The following is a 12553-nucleotide window of genomic DNA, read 5'->3' on the forward strand; positions in this document are numbered from 1 at the left end:
CTTAGGGCCCATTGCACTCGGCGCCCGGCGAGAGCGACATGCAGCGATGATAATTGGCTGGCAACGGGCGAAAAACGGGCTGCGCAACGCCGGACTGCGTGTGCTGGTGTTCGCGTTGCTGTTTATTCCGGCAGCCGTGAGCGCCGCGGACAACTTGTCGCCAGCGTCCTTCATCAGGACTTCCGGCACGGCGTTTACGGTCGACGGCAGGCCATTCTTTGTGACCGGCGTGAACAACCACTATGTCACTTTCGGGTCGCAGGACGAAGTCATCCGCGTTCTCGATGACGCGGTGGCCATAGGGGCCAACGTGGTTCGTATCTTCCTCCAGCCAGTGATCGGATCGCTCGACGGAAGCACTGCTACGATCTGGAACTGGCGGCTTGAGGCCGATGCCAGCGATCTCGCGGTGAGAGGAATGTACCTGCTCTCTTGGGACCCTGGCGAGAACGGGATGGCGATCAATGACGGCGCGAACGGCATGCAGAAGATTGATTTCCTCGTCGCCGAAGCCGGCAAGCGACGCCTCAGGCTCATCATCGCCTTCCTGGATTTCTGGGCCTACACGGGTGGCGCCCAGCAGATGCGGGCCTGGTATGGGAGCCAAGACCAGTCCACGTTTTTCTTCGATGACCCGCGGACGAAACGGGATTACAGGACCTGGGTCCGCCACGTCGTACAGCGCGTCAACCTGCTAACCGGACTTGCCTACCGGGATGATCCAACGATCATGGCCTGGGAGCTGATGAACGAAGGTAATGCACGCCCAGAGGCTTTGCGGCTGGCCTGGACTGCCGAAATGTCGGCCTACGTGAAGTCCCTCGATTCCAATCACCTTGTCAGCTCAGGGCACGCCAACGTTTCCGAGAAGCTGTCCGATTTGACGATCCCAACTCTCGATTTCGGGACCTGGCACGGCTACCCGCTCTACTACAACCTCACAGTCCAGCAATTTGACGACCAGATTACCGAGTTTTGCCAACTGGCGGCCCGAGCCAATAAGCCGGTCCTTCTGGAGGAATTCGGCTATGCCCGCTCTAATCAGAACTCCGCCGATGCTTACGCCATATGGCTCGATACGCTCGCCCGCGATCCCAGGTGCGCTGGCTGGATCGTGTGGCGGCTGGCGTCGCGGCAGGACAGCGGACGCTATCCCGCCGACGAACACGACCAGTTCGATATCCGCAATGACGGAAGCGTGATTTGGAACATCCTCAAAGCCGCAACGGCCCGGGCGGCGCAGAGCCGCGAGACCCGCCGGGCCTCAGAAGCCGTCCGGGAAGCCCCATGACCGAAGCCTCCGTCGTGATCTGCGCGCACACTCTCGACCGCTGGGAAGAGTTGAAACGTGCGGTCGGGTCCGTCCGCACCCAAACGCCTGCCCCGCGTGAAATCGTCGTGGTCGTGGACAACAACGAGGCCTTGCTAGAGCGCGCCGCGCGCGAGATTGCCGGCGTGACCGTCCTCGCCAATGCCAGGCAACCGGGCTTGTCGGGCGGGCGCATGACAGGGGCGGAATACAGCACGGCCCCGGTGATCGCCTTCCTCGATGATGACGCCGTCGCCGACCCGCACTGGCTGGAGGAGCTGTTGGAGGCTTATCGGGATCCAGCCGTGTTGGGCGCCGGCGGCCCGGTTGAGCCGCTGTGGCAAGTGCCGCCGCCCTCCTGGTTTCCCGCCGAGTTCCACTGGGTGGTGGGCTGCACCTACGCCGGCATGCACGTGCGGGACGGGCGCATCCGCAACCCGATCGGGGCCAACATGTCGGTGCGCGCCGACGTGCTGCGGCGCGCCGGTGGCTTCGCGCCGGATCTCGGGCGCCGCAAGCTCGGGTTCTCCGTCAGCGGCCGAGCAAGGATCGGCGGTAAGGCTGAGAGCTGCGAGGAGACGGAATTCTGCATCCGGGCCGCCCGCCTATACCCTGGAGGCTATTGGGCGTATCGGCCAGCGGCGCGTGTGTTGCACGCTGTTCCGGTCCAGCGCACCACGTGGAAATACTTCGTCCACCGCTGCCTCGTCGAGGGCACCGCCAAGGCAGTGTTGAGGGGACTCGCAGGGTCCAAAGACGGCCTCGGAGCCGAAGGGCGCTACGTCCGGGAGGTGCTGCCGCGCGCCGTGGCGAGCGACCTGACGGCGGCCATGCGGGGCAAGGTCGGCGCCGCCCGCCGGGCCGGGGCGATCATGGCTGGCTTTGCCCTTACTGCGTTCGCCTATGCCACGACGCGCCTCGGCGGGGCCGCCGAGGCCTTGTCACAGCATCTGCTATCACGGGTCCGAGGCTGGAGAGCCTAGCCGGCGCCGATGCAGGCAAACGGTTTGGCCGACAGGAAAATCTCGCAGATGCCTTGTTGACCGCCGGCGCTGGCGATACCGAGAGCGTCAATCTGCCACTCCAAAGCGCATCGTCCGGCGATTTTCGTGCACCCTCACCCGGCGTACGGCCCATCGCATGTGACCCATAGGGAACCAAATTTCGGCGTTCCACAGCGAGGCTGACCGTTAGAATGTCGTCGCCGGTCGGGACAAGCGATGCCGCATTATCGTGTCTACGTTCTGGACGAACACGGCCAGCTTGTGGGGTCGACCATGCTTGCGCAGACCACGACGCGGCGAAAGAGCACGCCAGGCGGTTAGCAGACGGCCACAAGCTGGAGCTTTGGCGACCGGTTGCGCAGTTCAAATTTGACAATCCGCGGGGCCGCCCCGCGGCGACGAAGCGCCCTCACACCCTAGCGCCACGTTCCGCCATTTCGACAAGCCGCACCTCCTGTATGAGAAGTGTTGATAAGTTTTTGCCCAGCCTCATTCTCGCCGCAAAAGGCGGTAAGGTCGCTGGGGTTCCGTACATCGTCCTCGAATGATCAATTCACGAAGGGACGGTGTGTGAACAACTCAGGACAGCGGAAATGCCTGCGTTTTACTTAGGGGCGCGGGTGGAATGAAGAACAAAAAAAACGCGATTAACTAAGGATCTACAGTGCTCATGCTAAACAGCAAGCTTGGCGGTGCATCCGCCGGAAGAGCTGCGCTCGACTTCATTCTGGCCGCGGCTCGAACCGTTGGACACCTTGCGTGCGTCGGCAGCGACACCGTTCATGGTTTCACGGGGGAGCGCCTGATGAGCATTCCCGTCGACACAACTCACCTTCGATGGCGAGTTCAACGTTAAGCTCGCTCGACAAGAATGTCTGTGGCGACGACTTCCAAATCTCCGCTGCTTTGAAATCCGTTCGCAGTGCCCAACTGCGAGCATGCGATATGTCGCGCGCCTGGCGATGCGCGGCAGTGGAATTCCCTGTTTTCAACGCCAAAAAAGGATCACTGAATGGCTCTTTCCGCACCCGCAGGCTTCGCCTCTAGCGACCTCGTTTTCGAGGAAAACTTCTCCGGTACGGCGCTCGACAGCGACTGGCATACCTACCTCACCAGCAATGCCGCCAACGGCTGGCCATGGAACAGCAATGGATCGGGCGGAAGTGGGATGGGCAACCAGTTTAATGCCGAATACGATATGCCGAGCCAAGATACGGTGAGCAACGGGCTGTTGAATCTCACGGCAATCAAACAGCCCGTCGACGGCGTGGCTCAGGGGTCGGCACAGACATTCCCTGTCACGTCCGGCGCCGTCAGCAGCTATGGCAACTTCGAATTCAATGGCGGCTATCTTCAGATCAGCATGAAGGCGCCGAGCGGCGACGGCGCATGGCCAGGCCTCTGGCTGATGCCCGGCCAAGGCGCCGGCAGCAGCGGCGACAATTTTGAGATTGATATGCAGGAGGGTGGATTCACCGGTTCGGGACCGGCAAACCAAACGTTCTCCTACCACCTCCACGGGCCGTCAGGGGTGGCCGGTGGCGTCGTTGACAGCGGCGTCGACCTCACGGCCGGCTTCCACACATACGGCATCAACTGGGATCCCGGTCAATCGATCACCTGGTATCTCGACGGGAAACAGATGGCGCAAGTGACCAGCGCACAGGCCGAGATCCCGAATGAACCGATGGAATTGATCATGAGCAATGGGGTCGCGAATTCCAACGCGGCCGGATGGCACACGGCTCTCGATAGCTCGACCCCTTCGTCGATGCAGATGCAGGTCGATGGGGTTCAGCTGTATCAGAAGGCGGGCAGCGGCGACACCGTCACGGGTGCGAACGTCACTCCCCCAACCACTGGCTCGACCGGGACCGAGACTGGGTCTGGGACCGGGACTGTCCCTCCTTCCGACGGCACCAGCGATGGCACCTTATACGGAACCAGCGGCGCCGATGTATTGCACGGAACCAGCGGCGACACGATGATCGGCTATGGCGGCAACGACACCTACTATGTCGATAATGCCAACGAGAAGGTGGTTGAAGCGGTGGGCGGCGGCAACGACAGTGTGCTCGCCTCGGTGAGCTATGCGCTTTCGGCCGGCTCGGAGATCGAGCTTCTCGCCACCAATAACCCGTCAAGCACCAAGGCAATGACCCTCACCGGCAACGAGTTCGCCCAGACCATCCAGGGCAATGCCGGCAACAATGTCATCAACGGCGGGCTCGGCGCCGACGTCTTGACCGGTTACGGAGGCCACGATGCCTTCTCGTTCAATACTGCTCTTGGAGCCGGCAATGTCGATACGATCACCGACTTCAAGCGCTCCCAGGACACGTTCCATCTCAGCGATACCGTTTTTGCCGGGCTTCAGGCGGGAGGGCTTCCATCCAATGCTTTCTTTGTTGGTGCAGCCGCGCATGACAGTTCCGATCATATCATCTACGACAGTGAAACTGGGGCGCTCTCTTTCGACAGTGACGGGGCCGGCGGCGCATCTCAAATACAGTTCGCCACCCTTTCCCCACATCTCTCGCTCACCGCAGCCTCATTCTATGTGACCTGAAGGACCTACGCGGGGAAATAACATCCCGCGAGGGGCTGCCGTGGCCAAACAAGGACTGGATAAACAGCACCTCGAAGCCATGATCCCGACCGAAAAACGGGAGCCGGTTTTCGGAGAAGATCATGCTCAAACAAAAGAGATGGAGTTCCATCCCGATGCCATCGGGATGGAACAGGCTCTCTAGTTGTGAGCTTTCTGTAGGTTGTCCATTCGGACCGAACCGAGGAGACTGGAGTTACCAAGCTTCAGCCCTCACCGGAGGGTCCGAATGAACATCCACAAAAATACCTGTCTGACGCCGTGGCGTCGAGAGGAACTGGTCTTTCAGTCATCGAGGGACGTCTCTCCCAAGCCCTTGCGACGCAGGCCTATGGTGTGTCGGCCAAGATCGTGGCGCGTTGGGTGGAGCGGTTCAAGGGGCTCGCGAGACAGGCCTCGCGCTCCACATTGCATCCTATCCGCGGGGCACATGTGGAGCAACATCGAACAACCCTGGTCTGCCACATCACGCAAACCTGGCGTGGACGGCTCCTTGTCGACCGCATAGGCGTGGTCCGAGCTGATCGCAGTCACCGGCCTGAAGCTGGAAGCGCGGTCGATGCCGGGATCGACGAAAGGTATCAAGTGAGCGATGCCGAGCTGGAGGCGTTCGACGATCCAAAGGCGATCCATTCCATCCGGAATGGAACTACACCATCCCTCCGAGATCAGTCGCAAGTCGGAGCGGTTGACGGGTGTCCTAGCCCGAGCTCCCTCCCCTGCGCAATAACACCAATGCTTGCAGGTGACGCCAATTTGGGAAACTATTGAGCCCGCGAGGCCTCCCACCAGGATGATTTGGTTCAGGCTGCCGCAGCTGAATTCGTGGCGATCTCGAAAACCGACCTCGTTCTGCTGGGAAATACAAGTGCTGACGTCGCGGCGCTCATTCCTGAAGCTCTTTGGCGCCGTGTCGCTCGCGACATTCGGTCTGGCGAGTTATGCCCTCGCGATTGAGCCTCGGTTTCGACTGCGTGTCACTCACTACAAGCTCCTTCCGCCACGCTGGCCGACGACTGCCAAGCCCCTGCGCATCGTCGTGGTCGCTGACATCCACGCCTGCGAGCCCTGGATGCCGGTTTCCAGGATCGACCAGATCGTCGGTGTTTCGAATAGCCTGCAGCCCGACATCATCCTTCTCCTCGGCGACTATGTGATGGGCGTGCGGCCGCGCTATGCCACCGGGATTGTGCCCGACACTGTTTGGGGCAATTCACTTTCGAAACTTTCGGCGCCACTCGGCTGCCACGCCATTCTCGGCAACCACGACTGGTGGCACGGTGCCGATAGCGTCCGCGCAGCCCTCGTCGACAATGGCATTCCGGTCCTCGAGAACACCGCCACGCCTATCCGGCAGCAGGATGGCTCAGCGTTCTGGCTCGCGGGTCTTGGCGACCAGTGGGCCATGCAGTTTTCTCGCGGCGTGTACAAGGGGGTCGACGATCTGCCTGGAACAATGGCCGCAATACCCGACGACGGCAATCCGATTTTGCTCCTTGCGCATGAACCGGACATTTTCATTACTGTTCCTGACCGTGTCAGCCTGACGTTATGCGGCCATACACATGGCGGGCAGGTGCGCTTGCCATTCATCGGCCCCCCAATCATCAATTCAGCCTACGGACAGCGCTTCGCCTATGGGCATATCGTCGAGGGTGGGCGGCACATGATCGTATCCGGGGGTTTGGGCGTATCGTGGCTGCCGGTGCGCTTCGGCGTGTCGCCGGAGATCATGGTCGTCGATATCGGCCCGAAAATGAGCTCTCGTCCTGTCGACGAATGACATCTGCTATTCCAGCGAGACCTGCCGTCCGCGGACCGTTCCGCGTGAGGGTATTGATGGTCGTGTACATGCGGTCGGGATTTCGCCGTGTTCCCATCGCCTCCAAGACGAACGCGGCACAGTCGGTCTTCCTTGTTCGGACCGGCGGAGTTCGGCGGATAGCTGTCGATTTCCTCTTTGAGAAGCCGAGCCAAGCGTCCGAAACAGCTTTCGTCGACATTCTCGGGACGGGCATGCTTGGACGAAACCTCGTTTCGGGGATGGGCGGGCATGCTCCTATTGGGTGAGGCGGCGCGGCGAACCAGCGTGTTAGGACTACCCCGAATTCCTGAAGGGGCCTGCGCCCGGCAGCGTGCTAGAACTGTTGCGCGCAATAGCGGATCGAAAACCGTGACCTTGGATATAGTCGGCCAAGCCAGGCCGAACACATTCGTTTTCGAAAACAGTGCTCTCATCAAAGCCATTGGCTTTCGGGAATACGACGCGCGCTGGTGGTTCGGCCATCCAGACTGGGAGAAAGAGCCCGAACTCAACCTGATGCGCGTGCAGGCAATCGCATTGGGGCTTGGCACCTTGATCCGCCGAATGGGTGTAGGCCCAGACATCATCACTGGGCACTATTTCCGTAGCTCCCATCAAGAGGCGCGTTGCCGAACTCGTCAATGCCATAGCTGGCTTCGAGAAGTCGGGGCATTTCTTCTTCAACCCGCCGATCGGGCGCGGCTAGGACGACGGGCGCCTCACGGCGATAGCCGTCTGCGAGATGCTCGACCGCAGCTTGGGCAAGACACTCGCGGACCTTTACCGCGATCTGCCGCTGACCTTCAGCAGCCCGACAGTGTCGCCCCACTGCCCAGAGGGTGCCGTGCTGCGCCGCAATCCAGAGGTCGGAGCCTACAACCAGACATTCTGAGAGGGACTGGACCATGTCGGAGCGGATCATAGGTTTTGTCATGAGCGGGGGCGTCGGCTCGCGACTGTGGCCGCTGTCGCGCGAGGACAATCCCAAGCAGTTCCATGACCTTTCGGGCGACGGCTCGATGCTTGCGAAGACTGTCCGACGCCTCAAGGCGCGCTCGGACGGCGAGACGCCGATCTATCTGCTAGCCTCCGAACGGCATGCCGACCGCGTTATCTCGGACATCGGTCCGCTCGGCCTGAACGGCGGCAGCCCGATTTTCGAACCCGTCGGCCGCAATACCGCCGCTGCGGTGGCCATAGCCACTTTGCACACGATCTCCGAATATGGCGGGGACGCGCTTGTGCTCGTGGTCCCCTCCGACCATCAGATATCGACCGAAACGCAATTCTGGGAAACCGTCGAGGTGGGCATGCCTGCCGCCGATTCAGGAAGCATTGTCGTATTCGGCATCAAGCCGACGCATCCCGAAACCGGCTACGGTTACATTGAGGTTGCGGCAACTGGTGACGGAGTGGCCGCCGTTTCGCACTTTGTCGAAAAGCCCAATGCCGAGACGGCCCGCAAATATGTGGCTTCGGGAAGATTCTACTGGAACGCCGGCATCTTCCTGTTTCGTGCCGACACGATGCGGAAGGCATTTCTCGAGTTCCGGCCAGACATCTGGGACACCGCGGAACGGGCCTATAAGGCTGCACGGACCGACGTCTTGGGCATCTACCTGCCCCAGAGCTTCTATTCGGCTGTCCCGTCGACGTCGATCGACTACGCAGTCATGGAGCATGCACGCGGTATTGCGATGGTTACGGCTTCCTTCCGCTGGAACGACCTTGGATCGTGGCAATCGCTGCTGGAAGCCACCCCGACGGACCGCGACGGCAATGTCGTAATGGGCGACGTTGTCGCCATGGATTGCGGCAACTCCTATCTCAGAAGCCAGGGCAGACTGCTGACAGTCATCGGAATGAAAAATGTGGCGGTGGTGACGACACCGGACGCGGTTTTCGTCGCTCCTGTCAGCCACAGCCAGAATGTCAAGAAAGTCGTCGAACAACTCGAGAAGAGCGGACGACTCGAGACGAAGTTCACGGGGTCGGACGACCGGGTCATCATCAGCGGGTCATGGCGCAAGCGCGTCGAGCACTGGCTCTTCAACGAAACCCTGCCGCTGTGGTCCACTGCAGGTGTCGACGATGCGTATGGCGGCTTCCACGAGGCTCTCGGTTTCGATGCAAGGCCGCTGGGCAAACCCAAGCGCATGCGCACGATGGCTCGCCAGATTTACGCTTTCGCGGTGGCCAAAGAACGCGGCTGGGTCGGACCGGCCGACAAGCTCATCGACCACGGCATCGACTTCATCGCGAGACACGGCCGCACCGATCGCGGTGGCTGGGTGCGCACCCTTAATTCCGATGGCAGCGTGGCTGACCCGGCGGAGGACGCCTACGACCATTCCTGCGTGCTCCTGGCGCTTGCCCATGCCCACCGATGCGGCCATCAGGATGCCCTGCAGCTGGCACAAGAGACGTTCCATTTCATCGACACCCATCTTGAGGACGACAGCCTGAACGGCTTCCTCGAGACCCCCGGCTGGCAGGGGGTGCGGTTCTCGAATCCGCACATGCACATGCTGGAATCCTTCCTTGCCTGGCATGGCGTCACCGGCGAGCGCGCATATCTCCGTCGGGCGGCACGCGTGGTCGATCTCTTCCGGTGCCATTTCTTCGACCAGGAGAGCTGGACGCTTGGGGAACGTTTCGACGTCGATTGGCTACCGTTGCCGGGAGACGAGGGACAGTGGACCGAACCAGGGCACCATTTCGAATGGGCCTCGCTCCTCGTCGATTTCGCGCGGGCAAGCGGGCAGAAAGACTTGGCAGCCTACGCAAGGAAGCTCTATTCGTCGGCGATCGCCAGCGGATTGAACCGGGCCACGGGCCTGGCTTATGCAGCCGTGTCGCGGCAGGGAATGCCCTTCGACCGGCTCTCCCGCAGCTGGCCGCAATGCGAAGCCGTGAAGGCGGCCGTCGCCCTGGACGGCATCGGCGGGCCTGATCTGAAACCTGAAATAGAAGCTCGTGTCGCTCGCCTCTTCAAATGGCATATCGATCCCGCACCGCTTGGCTTGTGGATCGACAGGATTGACGAGCGCGGAAGGTCACTGGCAACGGAGGTGCCCGCGAGCATTTTCTACCACCTCGTGACGGCCTTGATGCAGTATCTGGACAAGACCGCAGGGCAGGTCGAACCTTTCCCGCTGCCAGCTTTGGATGTGAGCAAGACCGTTCCGATGCAGGGTTACGGCTGACCCAACCGTCCGCCATAGCTCCGTGTTGGTCAAACGATCAATAACGAAACTAGTACAAGATAGGGAGGAATACCCATGAAAGTGACAATACTGGCAAACTATGCACCCCAGGCCTACAAGGGATTGATACAGGGCTCAGACCGGGAAGCTGCAATCAAGGCGCTTTTTGAAAGCGTTGGCGGCAAGGTGTCCGGCATGATGTTTACTCGCGGCGCCTATGATATTGTCATCAATGCTGAGGTTCCGGACCAGGCTGCTGGGATGGGTCTAGCATTGGCGGTGCGGGCAAGCGGCTCGGTAAACGACCTCGTTGTCCTCGAAGAACTCGACATGAAGGCGGTGCTCGCAGTTGCCAAAAAGGCTGCCGGCGTTTACAAGCCCGCCGGCTGATTGGACAACTGGCTGTACATTGAAGGTAGCACGGTTTCGATTGAACGCGCCGTGCTGCCAAGTCTCAAGGACAGACAAGCTGGGTTTCGGTAAGCCGAAGCAGGCGCCGCATTGGTTCTGCTTCGGATACCGCGCGACGGCGAACGCGCCCGGCTCAGGGGGTCAGAAACGGAGGGCATGCCGAGCTGATTTTGGAATGTACACCCTAGAAGCTGCGCCCGACGGATCGGCGAGGTCCGGTTTCGTAGAGGTTTCTTGTCCAAGCGCTTCTTTATCTAATCGGAGCGCGACAAGGCAATCGAGATCACATTGTCAGTATCTGTTTCAGGTAGCTCGAACAGCGTTGGCAAAATTGGCCCCTCGGGCGGCGTTCTCATGATCACCGTCCCTAAGCGAGCTCGGACTTTACGACTTTCCAGGATACTTATGGTCATGACGCAGCGGGTGGAGCTAGCCGTCACTTCCCTACACCCTGTGCGCCGCCACCAATCTGGCGTAGAAGGCTCCTGACCGAACCCGGCCCTGCGACGCGAGAATTCCATGCGAATAGTGTTGCCTGTGCTGTTGCTCGGCGCCGCCCTCGCCAGCCTGTCGCCCGCCCGGGCAGCGGCCGGCGATTGCGGCGATGCCGCCGCCCTGGTGCAGCAGGCCTATCCCAAGGCCCGAAAGAGCGCCGACGGCGCCTCGTTCACGCTTGCACCCCATACGAGCATCGCCTCAACGCTCCCGGAGAGCGATGCGCCATTCGGCCTGGCCTGCAAGATCTGGCCGGCTCATGACGACTTGCTTTTGGTCGCGGTACCGCTGATCGACAGCGCTAACAGCGACCACCTGCATGTCGGCGACATCGAGCTACTGGTCGTCGATAGAAAGAGCCTGCGGGTGCGCCAGCGCCTGCTCCAGCCTGGACTGATGACCGATGATGCCATCGCGATCCGTAAGGTGGAATTCGACACCGGCCGCTATGCACTGGCCCCTGAGGTCACCGCCTTCGGCCTGCGCATCGAAATGGCAAACCATTCGCAGGCTACTCCCTTCACTGAAACCGACCTGCGGCTCTATGCCGTCGCCAGCGATGCGCTGCGCTTGGTGCTCGACGGCCTCGTGGTGGCCGGCCATGGCGGCGAAGGCGATGCCAGTTGCGCTGGATCGTTTCATTCCAGCCAGGTCAGCCTGGCGATGAGCCCGGCGAGCCATCAGGGCTATCACGATATCACCGCGGTTGAGCGGACGAATACCGATAATCCCTCCCCCGACCAGAATGGCGAATGCCAGTCCCATCCCGGCAAGCCTGTGAAGCGGACCTACCGGCTGCGCTATGACGGCAGCCGCTATCCGGTTCCCGCGGCACTCAGGGTGATGGGGTTGTGACGCCGCCGCACACGTCCCTGCCTTGGTTCGTCAATGTGATCAATTCCAGTTGAATGGGTATCGACCATTAATTCTCTCGTGGTAGGAGGCGCTCAAGGGGGCTCTTCCCAAAGGAGCTGATGATTTGTGGTGGTCAAGATTCAAAAGGGGTTTTGCCGGAACGTGGGACGACAGACTGGACGGGCTATTCTCCGCAAAGGTCGACTACGCTGGAAAATCCATTCTCGATGTTGGCTGCAATATGGGTGTTGTCGCCTATGAGATATCCAAGCTGAAACCCAGCTCGATCCACGGGATCGACATTGCCAAGCCGCACATCCAGACTGCAAAAATGTTATTGAGCGGCTCCCCGGTGCATGCCCGGTTCGATCGCCTGAATCTTGGCAGCCGGCGCCTCGGCAATATCCTTCTACCGAAATACGATATCGTCCTGCTGCTGGCCGTCTATCAGCACATGCAGCGCAACATCGGCCCAGGCAAGGCGCGAAGGGTGCTTTCCAATATTGTGAGGCGCACCTCAAACGTTGTTGCCCGCGTTCCGCCTGGAACGGATGGCGAATTCATCGAAACGCTGTCCGACGAGGGATTCCAAGTTAAGAGCACTCACACATCCCCTCTTGGTAGTCATGTGCTCGTTCTTGAGAAACCTGCCTTCGGAAATCCGCAGCCATGATGACACATTCCTTGTGGTAGTCTGCCCCTTCAACATCCATGTACCAGCAGCGGGCGCAGACCCGCCGCCCTGCCTGCAACTCGGCCCGGGAAGCGCCGATTCGCCGTAAGCGCCAAGCTGACCCCATCTGGCGCGGCTTGAGGTGATGAGCGAGACATACTGACACTGAAGCAAGGAGCCGAGGAGCT

At 60.7% G+C, this 12553-nt stretch carries 9 protein-coding genes and 3 pseudogenes; all 12 read left to right on the forward strand.

The window, feature by feature from the left end; all coding sequences use genetic code 11:
• Window positions 1-46: 46 nt before the first annotated feature.
• The 12 genes and pseudogenes from NKH70_RS32445 to NKH70_RS32495 all read left to right on the forward strand — a co-directional run bounded on the left by NKH70_RS32445 (window position 47) and on the right by NKH70_RS32495 (window position 12365).
• Window positions 47-1291 (forward strand): glycoside hydrolase 5 family protein, encoded by a 1245-nt coding sequence (locus NKH70_RS32445; RefSeq protein WP_353027224.1) that lies wholly within the window; start codon window positions 47-49, stop codon window positions 1289-1291.
• Window positions 1288-2292 (forward strand): glycosyltransferase family 2 protein, encoded by a 1005-nt coding sequence (locus NKH70_RS32450; protein WP_353027225.1) that lies wholly within the window; start codon window positions 1288-1290, stop codon window positions 2290-2292. The genes NKH70_RS32445 and NKH70_RS32450 overlap by 4 nt, the downstream gene beginning before the upstream one ends.
• A 1033-nt stretch (window positions 2293-3325) precedes the next feature.
• Window positions 3326-4882, forward strand: coding sequence for a family 16 glycosylhydrolase (locus tag NKH70_RS32455; protein ID WP_353027226.1), 1557 nt, complete (start codon window positions 3326-3328; stop codon window positions 4880-4882).
• Window positions 4883-4922: 40 nt separating this feature from the next.
• On the forward strand, window positions 4923-5066 hold the full coding sequence (locus NKH70_RS32460) for a hypothetical protein (RefSeq protein WP_353027227.1): 144 nt from the start codon (window positions 4923-4925) through the stop codon (window positions 5064-5066).
• 84 nt (window positions 5067-5150) lie between these two features.
• Window positions 5151-5317: pseudogene (locus NKH70_RS32465) on the forward strand (IS481 family transposase); the annotation flags it as partial.
• A gap of 475 nt (window positions 5318-5792) precedes the next feature.
• Entirely contained in the window at window positions 5793-6704 is a 912-nt protein-coding gene (locus NKH70_RS32470) for a metallophosphoesterase (protein WP_502908448.1), read from the forward strand.
• A gap of 390 nt (window positions 6705-7094) precedes the next feature.
• A pseudogene (locus tag NKH70_RS35925) lies at window positions 7095-7334 on the forward strand (phosphomannomutase/phosphoglucomutase); the annotation flags it as partial.
• Window positions 7335-7338: 4 nt separating this feature from the next.
• Window positions 7339-7563, forward strand: a pseudogene (locus NKH70_RS32475) (phosphomannomutase/phosphoglucomutase); the annotation flags it as partial.
• A 67-nt stretch (window positions 7564-7630) separates the two neighbouring features.
• Window positions 7631-9931, forward strand: a complete 2301-nt coding sequence (locus NKH70_RS32480; protein WP_353027229.1) for a mannose-1-phosphate guanylyltransferase/mannose-6-phosphate isomerase — start codon at window positions 7631-7633, stop codon at window positions 9929-9931.
• 75 nt (window positions 9932-10006) lie between these two features.
• Window positions 10007-10321: a GYD domain-containing protein gene (locus NKH70_RS32485; protein WP_352907570.1), complete on the forward strand. Its 315-nt coding sequence runs from the start codon at window positions 10007-10009 to the stop codon at window positions 10319-10321.
• 540 nt (window positions 10322-10861) lie between these two features.
• A complete protein-coding gene (locus NKH70_RS32490; protein ID WP_353027230.1) occupies window positions 10862-11692 on the forward strand; it encodes a PA3715 family protein in 831 nt (276 codons plus the stop codon).
• A gap of 124 nt (window positions 11693-11816) precedes the next feature.
• Window positions 11817-12365 (forward strand): class I SAM-dependent methyltransferase, encoded by a 549-nt coding sequence (locus tag NKH70_RS32495; RefSeq protein WP_352780232.1) that lies wholly within the window; start codon window positions 11817-11819, stop codon window positions 12363-12365.
• The last annotated feature ends 188 nt before the right edge of the window (window positions 12366-12553 follow it).

Origin of the sequence: Mesorhizobium sp. M0991 (genome assembly GCF_040318915.1) — a bacterium.
Lineage (GTDB): Bacteria > Pseudomonadota > Alphaproteobacteria > Rhizobiales > Rhizobiaceae > Mesorhizobium.